Genomic DNA, 18,377 nt, shown 5'->3' with positions numbered 1-18,377 from the left:
AAGAACACCCAGAAGATCGTGGCGGTCGGTGACCACTCGATCGATCTGTCGCTCGCGGACCACATGGCGTTCATGCGCTACAGCGACCGCCCCGGCGTGGTCGGCACCGTCGGCCGGATCCTGGGCGAGGCGGGCATCAACATCGGCGGGATGCAGGTGTCCCGGGCCGATGTCGGTGGCGAGGCGCTGGTCGCGCTGACCGTCGACGACACGATTCCGCCGGCCGTGCTGAGCGAGATCTCCGAGGAGATCGGCGCGACATGGGCTCACACCGTTAGCCTGGTGAACTGAATCCGCAGAGCATGTGGGGGTGTTTCGGTGGCCGGACCAGCTACCGAAACACCCCCACACATCGGGAGCAGACCCAAGGGCGAGGTCGTTATGCGCCCGCCTTGCGCATGGAGCCGTCCGGGCCGATGCTGCTGAAGCCGGTGTAGGGGACCAGCGCAGCGGGAACGTCGATCGATCCGTCGCGCTGCTGATACTGCTCGATGATCGCCACGACTGTGCGGCCGATCGGGAGCCCCGACCCGTTCAGGGTGGCCAGATGCTCCTTCTTCCCCCCGCGACGGCCCCGGATCCCGGCCCTGCGCGCCTGGAACGGACCGCAGTCCGACACAGAGGAGATCTCACGGAAGCAGTCCTGGCTGGGCAGCCATACCTCCAGGTCGTATGTGCGGCGGGCAGAGAAACCTAAGTCACCTGCACGCAGTTCGACGACCCGGTGGTGCAGCCCCAGCCGCTTAAGGCACTCCTCGGCGTGCGCCAGCAGCAGCTGAAGCTGCTCCGCCGCGTCCTCCAGCAGGCACAGCCGTACGAGTTCAACCTTGGCGAACTGGTGCAGGCGGATGATTCCGCGGGTGTCACGCCCGTACGAACCGGCTTCGGAACGGAAGCACGCGGTGTGCGCGGTCAGCGCCAGCGGCAGATCGTCGGCCGGCACCGTCTCGTCCCGGTACAAATTGACCAGCGGTACCTCAGCGGTTGGCACCAGGAACAGTTCGCGGTCCGCGACATGGGTGCGGAAGAGGTCGTCGGCGAACTTGGGGAGCTGACCGGTTCCGGTCATCGTTTCCCGGGTCACCAGGTGCGGGACGCTGTACTCGACGTAGCCGTTCTCCTTGGTGTGCAGGTCGAGCAGGAACGAAGCCAGGGCTCGTTCGAGCAATGCCCCGGCCTGCCGGGCGACGGAGAAGCGCGATCCGGAAAGCTTGGTGGCCCTCCCGAGGTCGAGGATGCCTGTCGCGGTGCCGAGGTCGACATGGTCGCGCGGGGTGAATTCGAAGTGCGGGGCCTGACCCCAGCGCCGGATTTCGACTGCGGGGTCCTCCGGCCCACCGTCGGGAACCTCGTCCAGCGGAATGTTGGGGATCGTCTGCAGGATGGCGGTCAGGTCGCTTTCCCACGTGCGTCGCAGTGCCTCGGCCTTGCCGATGCGTTCCTTGAGGTCACGCGCTGACTCCACGGCGGCGACACGCTCGGCTTCGGTCATCTGCCCGCCGCGCATGCGGCGTGAGATGGCATTGAGTTCCGCTCGCAGTGTGTCGCGTGCGGCGATGGTATCGGCCCTGCCGCGGACCAAGGAGCCAAGAGTGTCAGCGTCCAGCTGGTAGCCGCGGCGTGCCAGCTGGCGGTACGCGGCGGCTTCCGGTGCCAGCAATGACTGCGGATCGTGCATGTTCGTCTCCTTCAACGGCCACGCGAGGGCGCGGGTTCACGCCGCGACGGCGTGCTGGATCAGCTGGATCAGCTCGGCCGGGTCGAGTGCGGCGAGTCCAGGCCATGTCTCGACGACCTCTTTGGGACCGCCGGACGCTAAGAACTTGTCCGTGACCAGGGCGCGGTGCTGGGCCCGCAGTGCTGGCCCGAGCCCACCGCGAGGGATGGTGTGCTCACGGGAAAAGCGGCGGCCGTCGTGCATTCGCACCACGACCCTTGCGGGGGTGGGCTTGCTGGCCTCGGTGAAGTCCTCGAGCGGTGCACCCGCGTCCCCCGCCAGGTCCACAAGCTCTTGCCCGCCAAAACGGTGCAGCCAGGGTGTGGCACGTGGTCCGGCCTGACGAAGGGCCTCACCGAAGGGCGCATCACCGGCCATCAGTGTCTGGGTCATGGCGGTGTCGTGGGACAGGCGGACTTTGGCGGCCAGCGCCCACCGGTTAGCGTCGTCCACAGCCGGAGGGTAGAAGTCCTCGATGGACAGCTGTCCAGTCAGCAGCGCCGTGGCCACCGGATAGGGGGTGGTCAGCACCAGGGCACCAACCGGAGTGCGAGGGCCATCGAGGTAGGGCTCGGCTTTGCGTGCCGCGAACATGGTGTACAGCGAACCTTCGACGACGATGTCTTGTACGTCGCCGATGTCCCATTGCCTCATCAGGGAGTGAAGATCGACGGCACTGTCGATGGCGGCGTCGATCCCGGGGCCGCCGGGGTGCAGCTTGAACGACAAGGTTTCGGTGTGCCAGCGCCTGCCGAGTCCGTCGCATACGGCCTCGGGCAGGGGCACCGAGGCGAACTGTCCAAGGAAGCCGTCCGGATGCTCGACGATGTCACCGGCCCCCGTGAGCCCGCTGAGTGCGGCATCGCAGGCGTCCAGCCCCATGCGTACGGCCACAGGCACGTGCAGGAGGCGGGCGTCGCTGGTAATGAAGCCACGCATCAGGGTCCACGGTGGTGAGCTCAGAGCCAGTGACAGCGCGTTGCTCCACTGACCCGTAGATGCCCGTTGGCTGCTGAGACGGCCGGCAACCGAACCGACCAGGTGCGTGTGCAGGGCGGTCTGGCCCCGGAACGGCCCCAGAGTGGCAGATGCCGTCACCCGCGCCGCGCACTCGTTGGCCACGATGACCGAGCGCAGCAGATCGGACCCGGACAGTTTCAGTGCGTGTGCGTACGCCAGGGGAACGGCCACCGTCGAAGGGGCCAAGTGGCCCGCATATGCGGTGTCGTCCAGATTCAGCCAGGCCCCCACACCAGCGAGCACCCGCGCCGACTGGGCGGTGTCGTCCTGAAACGGCTCGCCCAACGCTCGCACCAGGCGGCGGCCAGGCTCCTGCTGCAACCCCACTCTGATCGCCGCCAGCTGGGAGAGAATCTGGCTCGCCGCGAACTGAACCACCCTGTCGGGCACCTCGGCCAGCTCCAGTGAACTAGCCCATCCGGAAAGTCTCTCCAGCACACTCGGCGTGTCTTCAGCCGCTTCGGAGGTCGCGCCGGTCGTGATCTCGGTCACGGCGTGTCCTCCCAGCGCCGGTGAGCCGCAAAGACGGGGAGCGCCGCGGGCACGACCTCGATGGTGAACGCCTGCGTGTCGGCCGGCACCACTTCGCCGTCGTGCTCGAAGCGCAACGGAGCGCCGTCGGTGCGTTCCACCGTGATGCTGCGACCGCGCGCGTAGTGCACCGCCTCCGATTCCAAGTGGGTGCCGTTGCGCATGCGCTGCAGCGCCTCGGTGACCGGCATGTCGGCTCCGATCACACAGACATCGAGCAAGCCGTCGTCGGGAACCGATCGCGGCAGCACATCGAAGACGCCAGCGCGGTGGCGGCCGCCGCCCACGTTGACCAGTACAGTCTTGCCGTCGTGAACGACGGTGCCGTCCACCACTACCCGTCCCGCATAGGGGATGTAGCGGGCCATGACCGAGGCGATGGCCTGCTGATACCTGGCCCGTCCCGCGACCGGGACGGTGAGCGCTTCGGCTGTTGCCTCGGCGAAGAGGCCGGTGCTGGTGCCGAGAACAACCAGTCGTGACGGGTTGAGGATCCTGGCTAGGTCGAGGGTGCGGCATTCACCGCCGGCCCCTGTCAGGGCTGCTGCCACGGTCTGCTGCCACGGCAGGTCGTCCCATAAGTGCCGGTAGTTGGAGTTCCCGGTGCCTCCTGGCAGGACCAGGAGCGGGGGTATGTCGGAGCTGCCGGCGTCGATGAGGCCTGTGACGACTTCGCGCAGCGTGCCGTCACCGCCGATGGAGACGATCGCATCCGGGCGGCCACTGTCTCCGGCTGGCACACACTGCCGTGCCAATTCCGCTGCATGGCCAGGCTTTTTGGTCCAGAGCACTTCCACGGATTCGCAGTGTGTGCTGCAGGCGTCCTGCACTGCTGAGACGAAGTCAATCTGTGTCGACCCTGCTTTTGGGTTGGCGATGATCGTCACTCGTCGAAATCTTCCAGCCTGTGTCCCATTCTCGGCCAAGGGTTCTCCACAGTCTCGCAACGATGAATGGTGGATGAGCAGGCAGTGCTGCCTGCGGGCGGAGAGGGCAGGTTTTTACCTGCGTGGGCCGGGGTCCTGCGGTTGCTGGACCCCGGCCGGTCAGGCCCCTTCGGGTCCCTCTCCCGATATGCCGCAGTTCTTAGTGATGGCCTCCGGCACCGTACGCAGGTACTGTGCCCCATTTCTCTGACTGCTGTCTGACACCGTCCTGATTGCAAGGTGCCGCGAGGCTGCGGATCGGTCCCGAGCTGATACTTCGTGGCGACTCGGGATGATGTCAGGAAGGCGTCAGGAAGAGGTCAGATGGGTCGTGCATAGTTGAGACCGCGGCGGGGCCGAGAGGCCAGTCCGCACGGCGCGGCAGTGGTCAGTCTCATGCAAGAGATGGGCCACCACCCGCGCTTAGGAGAGGTACCCGAAGCGGCCCAACGGGGGCCGGGCAACACCCGGCAGGGCTCCGGCCCGCGCAGGTTCGAATCCTGCCCTCTCCGCTGCCCGATGAAGGTCTGTTGCACGGACCGGCGGCTTTCCCTGGCCCTGCGCGGGCCTGGATTCCCGCCGGTCCGTGACCCCCCACACCTTCATCGGGCATTTGCCATGCTCTGCCTGCCCTGCCACTTCGTCGGCATGACGTCAGGAACGACTGGGCCGACGTTTCATGCCGCGCAGGAGCTGCTGTAGGCGCGAGGCGTCATGTGGTTGCTCTGCCACCACGCTCTGATGCTCGGTGCCGGCACAGTGCGAAGTGCCGCGGATCGCTGTAGGGCGCTGGTGGTGCGGGCGCCGCCGTGATGCGCGGTTAGGCAGGATTCAAGAGCGGGGTGCTTCGGAGCGGGCATGTGCTGGTGGCTCCCATCCAGATAGGTCCGCTCCGGCTGTGGCAATCCTTCTGTCATCCCAAGGAAGCGGAGTTTTTCCGCCAGTTGATGGCTGCTTTCGCTGTTCAGTCAGACTTCCACGGACGGGTCACGGCTGGCTGGAAGTACGCCTTGCATGGCGCGGTCTTGATGTGTCTCGACCTTCGGCTTCGCGCCTCAGGTGGGATTGTCTTCGGTGCAATCTTAAAGCGTGGCTGAAACTTGATTTGGTTGACCACCTCCATGCTGTATGCAAATATCCTGCAGGTGACCGGCGGTCGGTCATACATGGAGGTACGGGGATGCGCTTTCACTATCAGGCCGATGACCAGGATCTTTCCTGCCCGGGAGCAGTCTGCGGCTGCGTCCGAGGAGCTCGCTGGTGAGCGCGGCGTCCAGTGCTGCACCGAACTGAGACGCACTTCACTCCTGGTCGAAGCTGACTTTCCTGTCGGCTGCGTCGGGCCATCAGCGTATGGCCGCATCGCGTGGGCATTCGCGGGCTTGAGGTGCCGGAACTCGACCAGGACCTCGTTGCGCTACCCATATCTGCTTTCGGCGTTGATGCTTGAGTCAAGTTGCACCTGACGGCCACTCAAATTTTTTATGGGGAAACTCCCTAACCGATTTCCCTTCTGAATGTGCTGATGAGGGTCTCGGGTCGACTCGCTGATCCTTTGCACGCCAACCGCGCATGAACGCCGGGCCAAGGATCCCTGCCTAGTTGGAGACCCAATGCTGTCTTTCCGGATTTTAGGGCCGATTGAGATCATTTCCCCCTTAGGGGCGGTGCGCCTCAAAGGGGTGCTCCAGCGGACGCTCTTGGCGTCTCTGTTGATCAACGTCGGAAAGCTGGTACCGACGGAGTCCTTGATCGACGAGTTATGGGCCGACAGTCCGCCGGACGGCGTGGAGAACGCACTGCACGCTCATGTCAGCCGACTGCGCCGAAGGCTCGCCTCGCTGGAGCCGGAGACGCAGGCGACCAGGCTTATCACCCACCCCTCCGGCTACCGGCTCATCGCCGAGCTCGGCGAGCTGGACGTCTCCACCTTCATGGCCGGCACCGAACGTCTCAGGAACCAGCTCAGCTCCGCTTCCAGCCCGGCGGGCGCAGTGTCTGCTGCGACCGTCCAGGAGATCCGCCGCCTCCTCGCCCTGTGGCGAGGGCCCGCGTGCGGGGGATTCCTCAGAGGCGCCAGGAGCCAGGCTGCGGCCGCTTTGTACCAGGAGACGCGGCTTGGTGCGCTGGAAATGCTCTTCGATTGCGAGCTGGAGCTTGGGCAGCACCGGCAGATCATCCCCGAGCTCAATGAACTCCTCATGAGCCACCCTTACAAGGAACGGTTCCGGCAGCAGCTGATGGTCGCCCTGTACCGGTCCGGCCGTCAGGCCGAAGCGCTGGATGTCTACCGGGCGTTGCGACACCAGCTGTCGCACGACCTTGGGCTCAAGCCTTCGCCGACCATGCGCGAATACGAGCGGGCAGTGCTTGAGCAGGATCCCGTGCTCAACGTCGTGGACCCGGCCACCCGGGGCGTTCCCCTCAGCCCCCCGCTGCAACACCAAGCGTATTAGCAGACAGCCGGCTGGAGGCCGGGCAAAGGCTGCCGCATTCGGTCCGTCGCGGTGGGATCGGCCCTGGTGTCCTTGCTGCTGCAGCCGTTCTCCGCGAACAGCAAGGACACCGTGCTCCGGCCGATGCCGGAGGGGCCTCCACGTAGTGTCGCGAGGCGGGGGACCCGCACGTCACCACGCGGAGCTGACGGGGCTCACAGCCGTTAAGCCCTGCTGGCAAGCTCGGCTAGACGCTGGGCGTGGCCCGGTATGTGCTTGGTCGCCCGCAGGTCGACCAATTCGGCCCATGTGGCACGGCTGTCGGAGATGCGACGGCCACTGCGGTCATGGACTCTCAACTGCACCGTGACGCTTCCCGTCCGCTCGGGGACCTGCCGGACGAGGTCGGCGAATTCCGCCCCGTTTCGGCGTACCGCGTCGATCCGCTGGACGTAGGTGGTGGAGCCAATCAGCTGTGCGATGTTGTCGTCGTCCATTGCTGCCTGGTTGTCGATCACTACCGGGATGCCGGCGAGGACGTCGCGGGCCGCGGTGGCCAGTATGCGGTCGCTGAGCGCGATATGGGCCAGCAGCCAGTCGACATCGGACCGCTCCAACGCGGCGAGCGGGGTCGACTCGGTGATCCTCTCCGCGGCAAGGAGTAGCTGTTGGTACGCGTCGGCCAGTGTCTTGGTGTCCATCGTTGTCCTTCGGGCTGTGCGTGATACGGAACGGGACTCAGGCGCCGGACACTGCCGCTTCGGCGAGTTTGTTGCGGCCGCGGGCCAGTACCACCAGGTCGATCAGACACAGCACGGCGACGACGGCAGTAAACAGCTGCACGGCGCCCAACAGCCCCGTCACCGCGGCCAGGAAGCCGACGCTGATCACGGGAACGCCCACACCCAGGTAGACGATCACGTAGAAGCTGGAGATGACGTCGGCGTGCCGGTCTGCTGGAGCGAAGCGGTTGATCTCGGTGATGCTGCCCAGGAAGGCGAGCCCTTGGCCCACTCCCCCGATCACTGTGGCGACCAGCAGCAGGGCGAGGGAGGACAGTCCGCCGGCGACGGCGAGCAGGACCAGGCCGACGGCCAGCAGTGCCAGGCCGGTGATCTGGAGACGGTGGGCCGGCTTGCCGTACGCGAGCAGTTGTGCCAGGCAGGAGCACCCGAGCATCAAGGTCACGGCGCCACCGCCGAGGGCGAGGTTGCTGCTTCCCGAGAGCTTGGTGACGTACGTCGGTACCAGGCTCAGGAAGAGCCCGACGACGGTGAAGGCGAGGAAGCTGGCGGTTCCGCTGGTGCCGAAGACGCCGCGCACGGAGGCAGGAATCGACGGCCGCCGGGGCTTCCACTTCGTGGCTGCACGGGCCGTCGGCAGTGTGACCATCGTGATGAATGCCGGGATGAGCAGGACGATTTCGACCACGAAGGGCAGGACATGCGGAGCCGGTGCGTACTGAGCCAGGATCCCGGCCACCAACGGTCCCGTCCCGAGCCCGCCCACCGATGCCACTGTGGAGACCAGGGCGGCTCGACGGCGGTCCCCCCGCGGTTCGAGTTCACTCAAGGCCGCGGTGAGCGCCCCGGAGGCGGCGCCGACCGCAAGTCCCTGCAGAATTCGCGCCGCGAACAGCCAGGGGGTGCTGTCGGCCAGGGCGAAGAGCAGGGAACCGAGGGCGGCGACAAACACCGCCGGCGCTAACACCTTGCGTCGCCCGATCGCGTCCGACAGCGGGCCGAAGATCAGCAAGGACGGAACCAGCGCAGCCACATAGACCGCGAAGATCAGCGTCACGACGAGCGGCGAGAAGCCGAAATCCTGCTGGTAGCCGCGGTAGAGCGGGGTAGGGAGATTGGTTCCCGTCAGCAACAGCAGGAGGGTGTAGGCGGTGGCCCAGAACCGCCCGCTGCTCTTGACGGCCCTGTGCGTCTTGGTGGGTTCTGCGACTTGCTCGGCTGTCATTTCGTCCTCACCGTTACCGAGACATGGATGGGCACTGTCGGCACCTGACGGCACCCGATCATGCCAATGACCGTCCGTCAGTCAACCAGGTGACCGGCGGTCGGTCAACGGTCATGACCGGCCGTCAGTCAGATACAGTGGGCCGGGCCGACACAACACCGGCAGCCAGGAGGGGCGGCGATGACAGCCAAAACGCGACGCAAGCGGGTTACCAAGAGCCCCGAGGACCGCAGAGACGACATCCTGCGCGCGGGCGAGAAGGTCTTCGGCACCATCGGCTTCAAGCAGGTCACCATCACAGCCATCGCCGAAGCCGCCGGCATCGGCAAAGGCACCTTTTACCTCTACTTCGACTCCAAGGACCATCTGCTCGGCGCCCTGTGGGAGCGATACGTCGACGCCATCGTCACCACCACCCAGAGCATCCTGAACGAGGGCGCAGCCTGGTGGCTGACGATCGACCGGCTCATGGCAACCCTCATCGACCACGCCGTACGCAACGCCGAACTTCACCGCATCGTCTACGGATCGGCAAACGCCAAGTCGCTTGAACTATGCAAACAGGCCAACCAGCGCGTCATCGACCTCATGTGCGTCTTCGTCACCCAAGGCGCACAGGCCGGCGCCTTCCAAGCACTCGACCCCGCCGTGGCCTTCCGCATGGTCTACCACGCCACCGACGGACTCCTCGACGACCTCATCTCACGCCAGGAAGACATCGACACCGACCAGGTGATCAAAAACGTGCTGGAGCTCGCCCACCGCGCGCTGGGCGACCCCGACATCATCACTGCACGTCCGTAAACCAAGGCTGCATCGGGCACAGCGGCGAGGTGCTCGGCGATACCGGGCCGGAGTTGCTGCGACCGATGAAGGCAGCCTCCCCGTCCAGGGCCCGGCGTCGGCGCCGAGCTCAGCGGCCAACTCGGTGCCGACGAACGCACCCTGGAGCGGCTGGAGATCACCCGCGCGACCGTGCACACAAAGCCCGGAATACGGGCGAGCGCGCGATCAACAAGATTAAACAGTTCAGAGGCGTCGCCGCCTGCTATGACAAGCGTGGGTGCGTCTTCCTCGTCACTGTCACGGCCGTCGCACTCCTCATATGGCTCCGCTCGTGATCACGGCGGCTCACTGAACAAGATCTCCGCGCGTGCGAGAAATCTTGTTGATCACGCGACGGGCGTCGTCGGACGGCGTGGGGATCCCCGCTGCCCCATGGGCAGCGGCGGCACTGCCCGAAGGGAACAGCGGTACCGGCGACTCGTACTCGACCACGGCCCGGTACGTAGCGGGGTCCATAGAGCCCCCGAGCACTGCCAGCCGCAGTGCCAGCAGATCCTCACCCTCGTGGCACCCGGCCCAGCCGGCGCAGATACGCCGGGAATGGCCGTCGGCGTCGGTTTGATGGCACTGGAACGTGCCTGTGGGCTGGTAGGGAGTGTCGGCATCGTAACGGGCGAGCTTCGCGTACTCCTCGTCCGCCCAAACCCCCGCGGGCACGTCACGGCGATAGGGGCAGCTCTCGCAAGGGCGCGGTGCCGGAGGGCGAAGCGACGAGGACATACCGTCAGTATGGCCGAGGAGCCATGATCGGGGAGTTACCGCCTAGGCAATCGGCCACGTGGACCGCCCACCGTCCGATCGCCACCGGTCCCGCCCCCGCAGGCGAAGGAGTCGGGACTCTTGCCGGATGCGGCGCCACTGGAAGCAGAGAGGAGAGATCTACGCGGCCGGTTGGAACGTCACCCGCGCGTTCTTGCATCCGCCAGCGGCTGTACGCAGGGTTTTGACCTCGGCGCGGTCGGCGGTCAGCTTCCAGCGGAGCTTGGTGGCGACCCAGTCGGTGGCGTAGGCGCAGGTGTCGTCCCTTGCTGGCGGCATCCACTCGGCCGGGTCCTTGTCGCCCTTCGAGCGGTTCGAGCCCAGGCTGACCGCGATGAGGCTGCGCTCGGCATCCAGGTCATTGGCGTAATGCTCGCGGCGTTCAGCGGTCCACTTCGAGGCGCCCGAGTCCCAGGCTTCAGCGAGCGGGACGACGTGGTCGATGTCGAGCTGGCGTGCGTTGGTGAGCATCTTGCCGTCGTAGGCGGAGCGCCACTTGCCGCCGGTGAGCCGGCAGTTCTTGCCCTGCCGGGGTTTGACCACGGCCTCGTCCAGCAGGACTTCCTTGCGGGTGTCGCAACCGTCATTGTCGGCGTCGACCCACAGCCGGAACTTGTCGCGTTCGTACCCGGCCCGGGACTCCCGGGCCACCTTCAACCGACCTATCACCTCGGTGAGGGACACCTTGCCGATCGTGCCCTCGGGGGAGGTCTCGGTCGGCGCATCCGACGGCTTCGCATCGTCGTGAGGGGTGGCGGGTGTGCACGCGACCGCGGACAGCAGCAGGACAGGGCAGGCGACGGCCACCAGGCGCGTGCGGAACATGGAACCCCCAGGTCAGTGAGCCAGTGTCAGGCTCCTTGGGTCTACCCACAGTTTTGGGGGACGTCAACCGACGAACCGTGCTTCGCGAAGCAGCGGCTCGACCGCCGGCACGGCGCGGTGCGGCGCAGGCACGTACGGGTGAAGTCCGCGGTCTCGACGAACCTCCGGCCGGCGGCAGGCGTCTGCCCGTGCATGAAGTCTCCCCAGAGCACCTGAGCGAGCCGGGTCTGGTCGTCATCGACAACACGGCAGCCGATGAGGCAACCGCCGTCCAGGCCGCCTCCGCGCTCGGCGGACTGCGGCTCTCCAGTGGCCCCTCCGCCCCTGGCACACCCCGGGCCGGGTCGGCGTCACCGTCCGCGCCGACGCCGACCTCCGCCGCGCACCCCTTGCCCGCCAAGCGGGCCGGCGGAGTAGGTGCAGGTGTTGTCCTTGCCAGGCGGCACCCAGCTCCAAAACCCCACCAGGGGACTGGCTAGTCCTGCACGACCGGACCCCCGATAGTGGACGCCATGGAAGCGATCGACGCTAAGGATGTTCCGCAGTATGTCGGCAAGCGGGTAGAGATTCGCGGCCACTACAGCGAGGGCGGTCTCAGGGAAACCGAGATGCTCCTGCTCGTGAGCGACGGCACCGGTACAGCGCAGGTCGTACTCGGAGGACCACGCCCGGTTCAGTTTGAAGACGGCGCGATGGTGCAGGTACGGGGCACGGTGATGCCGAACGCCGCGGCTCTGGGCGGGGTGGAGATCACGGCTCCTGTCGAGATTCAAGTGATCACGCCTCAAGAGCCACTCGACCCGCCTGGCCACCTCGCTGGGTTGGCCTCACCAAGCCTTGAATTCCGCTGGCTGACGATCGAATGCAGGGACCCACTTCGGGTTGCAAAGTTCTGGAGCGATGCGCTGCAGCGCCCCATGAGCCGCGACACCGAGGGGATCTCCGCGTACCTGCACAGCGGGAACCAGCCCAGCCTCTACTTCAAAGAAGGCGAAAACGTTGATGCATCAAGCCGAAATTTCCATCTCGGCTTGATGCCATTGCGAGCTCACCTCGAAGATGAGATCGAGAGGCTCTCTACGGCACCTACCCCATAGAGCACCTTTCCACCTTGCACCAGAGGGCCAGGCGCAATGGCCTTATATTTACAGCCTCCCACCGTGCCATCAGTCATGACACGCGAATCAGCACTCGCCGGCTGCGCCAAAAAGACCGACGGCACCCCTAAGGAGATACACGCGGCGGCGACTGCAAGAGATTTCTTCAAGACTTCCCCCTTGTCCTTGCACCTCAACCAATGAAGCTCCACACGGGGGCCACATTGACCATCACTCGCGCCATATTTTCCAGCCCATGACTCCCCGGCAAGCGATTTCCCTGGCATGACTCAAAAGGGAACTTGATTCAGTGGTCACATCACGTCATATCCGCTATCGCTTCCTTCGTCGCTTCGTGACTTCGTCGAGTCGATGCAGCCTCCTCGTCAGGTGCTTTGCCGCAACGGCCATACACACCTGCACCCGACTCGACGTGACTGCGCCTTGCGATTCAGCCAATTCTCACGGAATCGTGCACAGCAGACCTGCTCTGCTTATGGCCTATTACCGATACCTGGAGTCCAGGTATCGGAGGATTCGAGGCTGGCATCCCACTGCAGCCAGCGCCGCCCTACGTCGCGCTCGGGGCCCGTGAAGCCGGCAACACCCACGTCCGGGTGACATCCGCTGTCGGGGAGAACCCCCGGGCCGATGCCAGCGTCTACCCAGCCGTGAACATCTCCGAGGAGCATCTGAGCGAGCCGGGCCTGGTCGTCATCGACATCACGGCAGCCGACGAGGCAACCGCCGCCCAGGCCGCCTCCGCGCTCGGCGGACTGTGGCTCTCCAGCGGCCCCTCCGCCCCCTGGCGCACCCCCGGCCGGGCCGGCGTCACCGTCCGCGCCTACGCCGACCTCCGCCGCGCACCACTCCCCCACGGCGCCTTCGGCCCCGGCACCGACTGAGCCGTCGGCCGCGCCTCAGGAGCCACCGCCACCGCTGCGATGCCGGCGCTGCGCAGCGTGCGGGCGAGGTGTTCCACCTCCGGCAGCGTCCCTGCGTAGGCCCCGGCCAGGACCTGGTCCGTGAGGAGCGCAATGTTCGCCAGGTCAGTGCCGAGCTGCGCGCGCAGCACCCTCATGACCACGACGCGGCGGACCGGTACGTCCGTCAGGCGGAGCTTGGCCGGCCCGAGGTCAGCAAGCAGACGATCCCGCAGCTGGTGGGGAACATCGTGGCCGCAGGCGGCTGTCGCCTCTCCGCACCCCGCGCAGGTGGACTCCACATCCCAGCGCAACGTTCCGGCGACCAAGGCCTGCGTGGCCCAGCACTCCAGCTGCGCGCCGCAGTTCTCGCACTTAGCCGTATACGCGACGGATGCGACGACCGGCTCTTCCCTCATCCCGCCCCTCATCAGCTGAGGCTATGCGACCAGCGCAGCTGCAACTCGGCCGGGACCCGAGGTTTGGCGGCCCCGGTATGACTTGCCACTCCCCCGAGTGACCGCCATCCGCATCCGCCCTCGGCGGCCGCTGATCCGGCGATATCAACACACCATGATCACGACGACTGCCCGCGCGTTCGCCGCCGCGGCCCTCGCCCTGCTGCCCCTGGCCACCGCCGCCGCACCGGCGCATGCCGCCGAGACCCTCAGCCTCCACGACGCCATCGAAGCCCTCCCCCAGGCCGCCGAAGTGCGCGACGGCTACGAACGCACCAAGTTCCGCCACTGGATCGACGAGGACAAGGACGGCTGCAACACCCGCAACGAAGTCCTGATCGACGAAGCCACCACCCCACCCACCGAGGGCCCCCGCTGCAAGCTGAGCGGCGGCACCTGGCGGTCGTACTACGACGACCAGATCGTCGAAGGCCCCTCCGGCCTCGACATCGACCACATGGTCCCCCTCGCCGAAGCCTGGGACAGCGGCGCGTCCCAGTGGACTGCCGCCCGGCGCCAGGCCTACGCCAACGACCTCGGCGCCGAACGCTCCCTGGTCGCCGTCACCGCCCGCACCAACCGGCAGAAAGCCGACCAGGACCCCGCCGAGTGGATGCCGCCGGCCGACGACGCCCAGTGCACCTACCTCGCCGACTGGACAGCCACCAAACTCCGGTGGGCCCTGACCGTCGACCGGGCCGAGCGCGACACCCTCCGCGAACTCGCCACCACCTGCGAGGACACCGACGTCGAGTACGAGCCGGTGTAGCGCAAGGAGATTCGGGGTGGTGTGGCGGCCGGAGCGCACCGACGTGCGAAGGACAGTGCGCCCCGGCCTCTTCCCGCCCATCGGAGGCGGTTCTGCCGCCGACGTTATGGGCACGGCTGGCACATCGCGACGTGGCATAGGCATCCGATGGCACCGCTCTTGCGGCGTCCCGTCGGCCCGATGCAGGCCGACGGGACGCCGCTCCTCCCCTACCGGCGGAAGCGGAAGTTGACGGTCACCTGGATGGCCTTGATGCCTCCGCCCACTGCGCCGGCGCCGATGAGGGCGCCGCCCAGATACGCGTGACCCGTCAGCCCGATGACCACGCCGGCGACGATGCACAGCGTGCACAGCGCCAGCTTCGCCCAGCCGAGGGAGTTTTGCCCTGGCGAGCGAACTCCAGGGGCCTCCTCCTGCAGAGCTTCCGACGGCGCCGCCGACTGCGACTGCGGTTGGGAGCCAGCCGGATCGATGCTTGCAATAGACATGACACACCTTCGTTCGTGGCATGCAGCAGCATGCCGTGAATGGACGTGAGTGACCTTGGGCCGGCGCGGGGTTAGCCCCGCAAGCCCGGTTCGTCCGGCGGCGCCTGCCGAACATGGAGAGGTGTCTCGTGGTCGAGCGGCAGAGACCGGGTCCCCGGCCGGTTGGATTTCTTCTCGCGGTTCGTTGACGCGTTTCCGGCAGTGCTGCCGTGAGAAGCAGACCCGCCCTCGGGCGAGAGCGTTGGAGCGAGGCTGCGGCCGCTCGGACCGCTCGGGACCGGTTAGGACGTTCGGGCCCGTAGCACTCATCAAAGAGCCCATGCTGGTGCCAAGACCAGGTAACAGCCCCGGATGCGACGTCGCATGAGGCGATGCGCCGCAGGTCAGCCGCGGTGCATCCGGGCGTGCACCGCGGCGTGGGGAGAGAAGCAAGGGGCGGGCTGGTGAGTGAGGCGAAGTGGCCGCCGGTACCTCCGGAGGCGACGGGAGAGCGGCGGGAACTGCTGGAGTGGCTGCACCAAGTGCTGGCTGAGCGCAGCCCGTGAAGGTCGCTGTATGAAGCCTGCAAGGAGGCCGACACCGGCGTCCGCGGGCAGTCCCAGCCGCGTCTGGGGGTGAACAAGTCCACGGTGCGCCCCTGGATGCTCGGCGAGCGCTTGCCCACGGAGGACAGCCTTCGTCTGTTCTGCGAGGGCTACAACGCGGCGGTGAAGGGAAGCGAAGGCTACTCAGCTATCCCGGATGACGAACGGGACAGAGCCTTGGGCCTGTTGGCCAGCCTCCAGTTGCAGAATGCACCTGCGCAGCGGCTCCAGGAGGAGCGTGCCCGGTACGACGCTGTGAGCCGCACGGCAGCCGAGGTGCAGGCGGACCGGGACGGGCTGCTGGCCGAACTTGCGGACGAGCGCCGAACTGCAGCCGAACGCTGCTATGCCTTGGAGCAACGGCTGGAGACGCTGCAGGCCCGGCATCGCCGAGACCAGCGTCGCCTCCGGCAGCAGCGCCGAAAAGGGGCAGCCCAGGCCGGGCGGCGACGGCGGGAGGCCGCGGTGCATGCCGCAGCCCACGAAGAGCTCGCCCAAGCTCAGCGGCTCATCACCGAACTGCGTCACGCCCTCACCACGAGCGCCGAGGCTCACCAACAGGACCTCACCGACCGCGACACGAAACTGGCCGAGTACCGGGACGAACTGACCACCCTGCGGGACCGCCTGACCTCGCTTGAACTGGACCAGGCCGATCGCGACGCTGCGGATGCCGCCGTCAGGGAAGCCATCGCCACCGTCGACCAGGCCCACGCACAGCTGCAGCACTGCGAGCCCGATCCCGACCGGCTTGCTGGCAAAGCTCGTGAAAAGGAGGTGATCGCGCAGCTTCGGGCCGCCGACGGTGACCCGCCAGCGCTCCGGCGGATTCTGCGTACTGTTGCCACCACCTGGAGCGACAAGGACATCGACTGGCTCGTCTTCGCGCTGTGCTACATGTCCATGGACAACGACTGGGGTCCCGCTCTGGCTCGCCGCTTGGCCCGCCGCGCCCGCGTGCGCTATTGGGTGGAACCTGACATCAGCCGACTGGTACGCGGGCCCGGCTACGGGACCAGGATGTGGTGCCTGCTGCGGGGCATCCGGGTAGTCACCCTCATGAGCTGGCCAGATACCTTCTTCAAGCCCCTGAAGGAGCCGATCGGGAGCCTGCGACCCAGCAGACTGGGTGACCGCAGGATGACCGTATGGACTGTCTGCGTGTGATCGTGCACCTGCCAGCCGCAAGTGGCGGCCAGCGGGTGCGGATCGACGGCGAGATTCTCACTGCTACCGCCGCCCCTTGACGATGATCCTGGTCATCGATGCCGTGCGGGCCTCCTTCCCCGCGGAGGGGGCCCGCACGGTCTTTGCCAGACTGGGGGGCATTTAAACGCCGAGACGTCGAAGCGGAGACCATCGCGGTCGACGGTCCTATGTAGGGGCCCGCCGTGGCCAGCGGGGTGCCCAGACAGGGTGTGACCGATCTCCGGCCCATGTGGTCGACGAGGTGGCGTGCGTGTCAGGGCCTGATCACGTGCCACACCGCAGGGACGCTCAGCCCCGTTGGCAGGGCTTGGCCGGGTGGCGGCAGCAGGCCATCAGGCGCGTTACCCCGCGCTGCGGAGAAGCCCACGGCGCCGCCGGAGAACTCCGCGCGGTCGAAGGTGACCGTGCTGCCGGCGAACTCCGAGCCGTCGAAGGTGACCGTGCCGTCGGTGAACCTCGCGCGGCTGAAGGTGACCGTGCTGCCGGCGAACTCCGAGCCGTCGAAGGTGACCGTGCTGCCGGCGAACTCCGAGCCGTTGAAGTTGACCGTGCCGTCGGCAAACTCCGCGCTGATGAAGTCAAACGTGCCGCCGGTGAACCTCGCGCGGATAAAGCCGACCCTGCTGCCGGTGAACTCTGCGCTGGTGAAGGTGATCGTGCCGCCGGTGAACTCCGTGACGTCGAAGAAGATCGTGCCGCCGGTGAACTTCGTGCGGTTGAAGGTGACCGTGCCGTCAGGGAACTCCGCGCCCTTGAAGGTGACCATGCCGCCGGAGAACTCCGCGTCGTCGAAGGTGACCGTGCTGCCGGAGAACTTCGCGTCGCCGAAGGTGACCCTGCCGCTGGTGAACTCCGCGTCGATGAAGAAGATCGTGCCGCCGGTGAACTTCGCGTCGTCGAAGGTGACCGTGCTGCCGGTGAACTTCGCGTCGTCGAAGGTGACCGTGCTGCCGGAGAACTCCGCGCCGTTGAAGGTGACCGTGCCGTCAGGGAACTCCGCGCCGTTGAAGGTGACCGTGCCGCCGGAGAACTCCGCACGCGAGAAGTCTCCACCGTCAAAAATCACGTTGCTGAAGTCCAGGTCATGCCCCTGCCACGAGTGAGAGTGGCCGTAGCGGAGGCGGAGGTGGTCACGGATGAGGCGGATGACCGTGTGCCGGACCTCTCGCAGGGCCAGGTAGCCGTGGAGTGCATCCGCGTCGTCTACCGGGAGATCGGCCTTGGCGGTGTAGGGCAGGCGGAGGTAGGCGCACAGGACGTCGATGCAGGTCTGGCGCAGGGCGGGGGTAGGGGCGTCGTCGGCGAGGCCGGCCAAGGCATGCACGCCGCCGAGGCGGACCGCGGCGGACTCCTGGCCTAGCTGGGATACGGCGGTGGTGAACCGCTCGGTGTGCAGCCGGGTGGCTTCCCGCAGGGCGCCGTCCTCATCGACCCGCTGGCGGCGGTAGGCCACGACCAGAGCCACCAGGGCGCCCGCTCCGGCGACCGCCCCGAAGGACAGTTTCACCAGATCGAACAGCGTCGTGGCGCTGAGCTGGCGCTCGTGCTTCAGGCCCTGGGCGCCGAGGAGGTCCCAGCCGGCGAAGAACGCGCCGGCGGCCACGGCGATCGCGGTGGCGAAGACCGCGGGCAGGACGATCCAGACGTGCCACAGGCGCAGGCCACGCTGGCCGGTACCGGACCGGGACAGAGGAAGGTTCACACCCACCGAGACCACTCAGCCCCTCTGCCGGTTGCAGGGCCTCATCGCGGCCGGCGTCTGGACTCCGGATACGCTCCCCATATCCGGTCTTTACGGCGGATCCTGACCAGCTGTCAGTGT

Annotated in this window: 17 protein-coding genes and 1 tRNA gene; 9 read left to right on the top strand and 9 right to left on the bottom strand. The window is 66.9% G+C overall.

Going from position 1 to position 18,377, the window contains the following annotated elements; translation table 11 throughout:
* The coding region (locus ACFWZH_RS30695) for an ACT domain-containing protein (RefSeq protein WP_384438486.1) at positions 1-291 on the top strand (291 nt) is incomplete at its 5' end.
* A gap of 88 nt (positions 292-379) precedes the next feature.
* Here the strand turns inward: ACFWZH_RS30695 and serS are convergent.
* Genes serS through ACFWZH_RS30680 form a run of 3 tightly spaced genes read right to left on the bottom strand, consistent with a single transcriptional unit; the run spans position 380 to position 4,155 of the window.
* Positions 380-1,678 carry a serine--tRNA ligase gene (gene serS, locus ACFWZH_RS30690; protein ID WP_384438483.1) on the bottom strand — a complete coding sequence of 433 codons (1,299 nt, stop codon included), beginning with the start codon at positions 1,676-1,678 and terminating at the stop codon, positions 380-382.
* A 36-nt stretch (positions 1,679-1,714) separates the two neighbouring features.
* A complete protein-coding gene (locus tag ACFWZH_RS30685) occupies positions 1,715-3,229 on the bottom strand; it encodes an MmgE/PrpD family protein (protein ID WP_384438480.1) in 1,515 nt (504 codons plus the stop codon).
* Complete coding sequence (locus tag ACFWZH_RS30680) at positions 3,226-4,155, bottom strand: diacylglycerol/lipid kinase family protein (RefSeq protein ID WP_384438477.1); 930 nt, start codon at positions 4,153-4,155, stop codon at positions 3,226-3,228. Before ACFWZH_RS30680 ends, ACFWZH_RS30685 begins: the two co-directional genes overlap by 4 nt.
* Before the next feature lie 465 nt (positions 4,156-4,620).
* On the opposite strand from ACFWZH_RS30680, the gene ACFWZH_RS30675 reads away from it, so the two are divergent.
* Together ACFWZH_RS30675 and ACFWZH_RS30670 are read left to right on the top strand one after the other, a co-directional pair.
* Positions 4,621-4,706: transfer RNA gene (locus ACFWZH_RS30675), tRNA-Val, on the top strand.
* A gap of 1,101 nt (positions 4,707-5,807) precedes the next feature.
* Positions 5,808-6,650 (top strand): BTAD domain-containing putative transcriptional regulator, encoded by an 843-nt coding sequence (locus ACFWZH_RS30670; protein ID WP_384438474.1) that lies wholly within the window; start codon positions 5,808-5,810, stop codon positions 6,648-6,650.
* 203 nt (positions 6,651-6,853) lie between these two features.
* Here the strand turns inward: ACFWZH_RS30670 and ACFWZH_RS30665 are convergent, their stop codons facing one another.
* Together ACFWZH_RS30665 and ACFWZH_RS30660 are read right to left on the bottom strand one after the other, a co-directional pair.
* A complete protein-coding gene (locus ACFWZH_RS30665; RefSeq protein WP_384438471.1) occupies positions 6,854-7,330 on the bottom strand; it encodes a hypothetical protein in 477 nt (158 codons plus the stop codon).
* A gap of 37 nt (positions 7,331-7,367) precedes the next feature.
* Positions 7,368-8,597, bottom strand: coding sequence for an MFS transporter (locus ACFWZH_RS30660; RefSeq protein ID WP_384438468.1), 1,230 nt, complete (start codon positions 8,595-8,597; stop codon positions 7,368-7,370).
* Positions 8,598-8,777: 180 nt separating this feature from the next.
* Here ACFWZH_RS30660 and ACFWZH_RS30655 point away from each other — a divergent pair, with 180 nt between their 5' ends.
* A complete protein-coding gene (locus tag ACFWZH_RS30655) occupies positions 8,778-9,401 on the top strand; it encodes a TetR/AcrR family transcriptional regulator (RefSeq protein WP_384438465.1) in 624 nt (207 codons plus the stop codon).
* A 327-nt stretch (positions 9,402-9,728) separates the two neighbouring features.
* Here the strand turns inward: ACFWZH_RS30655 and ACFWZH_RS30650 are convergent, their stop codons facing one another.
* Positions 9,729-10,163 (bottom strand): DUF6283 family protein, encoded by a 435-nt coding sequence (locus tag ACFWZH_RS30650; protein ID WP_384438463.1) that lies wholly within the window; start codon positions 10,161-10,163, stop codon positions 9,729-9,731.
* 159 nt (positions 10,164-10,322) lie between these two features.
* Positions 10,323-11,027: an HNH endonuclease family protein gene (locus ACFWZH_RS30645; RefSeq protein ID WP_384438460.1), complete on the bottom strand. Its 705-nt coding sequence runs from the start codon at positions 11,025-11,027 to the stop codon at positions 10,323-10,325.
* On the opposite strand from ACFWZH_RS30645, the gene ACFWZH_RS30640 reads away from it, so the two are divergent.
* The 4 genes from ACFWZH_RS30640 to ACFWZH_RS30625 all read left to right on the top strand — a co-directional run bounded on the left by ACFWZH_RS30640 (position 10,961) and on the right by ACFWZH_RS30625 (position 14,274).
* On the top strand, positions 10,961-11,506 hold the full coding sequence (locus tag ACFWZH_RS30640; RefSeq protein ID WP_384438458.1) for a DUF6207 family protein: 546 nt from the start codon (positions 10,961-10,963) through the stop codon (positions 11,504-11,506). The genes ACFWZH_RS30645 and ACFWZH_RS30640 overlap by 67 nt on opposite strands.
* A 33-nt stretch (positions 11,507-11,539) precedes the next feature.
* Positions 11,540-12,124 carry a VOC family protein gene (locus tag ACFWZH_RS30635; RefSeq protein ID WP_384438455.1) on the top strand — a complete coding sequence of 195 codons (585 nt, stop codon included), beginning with the start codon at positions 11,540-11,542 and terminating at the stop codon, positions 12,122-12,124.
* 617 nt (positions 12,125-12,741) lie between these two features.
* A complete protein-coding gene (locus tag ACFWZH_RS30630) occupies positions 12,742-13,029 on the top strand; it encodes a DUF6207 family protein (RefSeq protein ID WP_384438452.1) in 288 nt (95 codons plus the stop codon).
* 591 nt (positions 13,030-13,620) lie between these two features.
* Positions 13,621-14,274, top strand: a complete 654-nt coding sequence (locus tag ACFWZH_RS30625; RefSeq protein ID WP_384438449.1) for an HNH endonuclease family protein — start codon at positions 13,621-13,623, stop codon at positions 14,272-14,274.
* A gap of 209 nt (positions 14,275-14,483) precedes the next feature.
* On the opposite strand, the gene ACFWZH_RS30620 is transcribed toward ACFWZH_RS30625, so the two are convergent.
* Positions 14,484-14,762, bottom strand: coding sequence for a hypothetical protein (locus tag ACFWZH_RS30620; protein ID WP_384438446.1), 279 nt, complete (start codon positions 14,760-14,762; stop codon positions 14,484-14,486).
* Positions 14,763-15,376: 614 nt separating this feature from the next.
* Here ACFWZH_RS30620 and ACFWZH_RS30615 point away from each other — a divergent pair.
* Entirely contained in the window at positions 15,377-16,513 is a 1,137-nt protein-coding gene (locus ACFWZH_RS30615) for a hypothetical protein (protein WP_384438443.1), read from the top strand.
* Positions 16,514-16,808: 295 nt separating this feature from the next.
* On the opposite strand, the gene ACFWZH_RS30610 is transcribed toward ACFWZH_RS30615, so the two are convergent.
* Positions 16,809-18,257, bottom strand: coding sequence for a pentapeptide repeat-containing protein (locus ACFWZH_RS30610; protein WP_384438440.1), 1,449 nt, complete (start codon positions 18,255-18,257; stop codon positions 16,809-16,811).
* Positions 18,258-18,377 lie beyond the last annotated feature (120 nt).

This window comes from Streptomyces sp. NPDC059008 (genome assembly GCF_042749045.1).
Taxonomy (GTDB): Bacteria; Actinomycetota; Actinomycetes; order Streptomycetales; family Streptomycetaceae; genus Streptomyces.
The sequence above is the reverse complement of the archived record's forward strand: the minus strand, read 5'-3'. Positions and strand labels throughout refer to the sequence as shown.

What these genes read in the sequence shown, in the direction of transcription:
- serS (WP_384438483.1), bottom strand. Translation starts at nt 1,678, where the DNA reads ATGCACGATCCGCAGTCATTGCTGGCACCGGAAGCCGCCGCGTACCGC.
- ACFWZH_RS30670 (WP_384438474.1), top strand. Translation starts at nt 5,808, where the DNA reads ATGCTGTCTTTCCGGATTTTAGGGCCGATTGAGATCATTTCCCCCTTA.
- ACFWZH_RS30665 (WP_384438471.1), bottom strand. Translation starts at nt 7,330, where the DNA reads ATGGACACCAAGACACTGGCCGACGCGTACCAACAGCTACTCCTTGCC.
- ACFWZH_RS30660 (WP_384438468.1), bottom strand. Translation starts at nt 8,597, where the DNA reads ATGACAGCCGAGCAAGTCGCAGAACCCACCAAGACGCACAGGGCCGTC.
- ACFWZH_RS30655 (WP_384438465.1), top strand. Translation starts at nt 8,778, where the DNA reads ATGACAGCCAAAACGCGACGCAAGCGGGTTACCAAGAGCCCCGAGGAC.
- ACFWZH_RS30650 (WP_384438463.1), bottom strand. Translation starts at nt 10,163, where the DNA reads ATGTCCTCGTCGCTTCGCCCTCCGGCACCGCGCCCTTGCGAGAGCTGC.
- ACFWZH_RS30645 (WP_384438460.1), bottom strand. Translation starts at nt 11,027, where the DNA reads ATGTTCCGCACGCGCCTGGTGGCCGTCGCCTGCCCTGTCCTGCTGCTG.
- ACFWZH_RS30635 (WP_384438455.1), top strand. Translation starts at nt 11,540, where the DNA reads ATGGAAGCGATCGACGCTAAGGATGTTCCGCAGTATGTCGGCAAGCGG.
- ACFWZH_RS30625 (WP_384438449.1), top strand. Translation starts at nt 13,621, where the DNA reads ATGATCACGACGACTGCCCGCGCGTTCGCCGCCGCGGCCCTCGCCCTG.
- ACFWZH_RS30620 (WP_384438446.1), bottom strand. Translation starts at nt 14,762, where the DNA reads ATGTCTATTGCAAGCATCGATCCGGCTGGCTCCCAACCGCAGTCGCAG.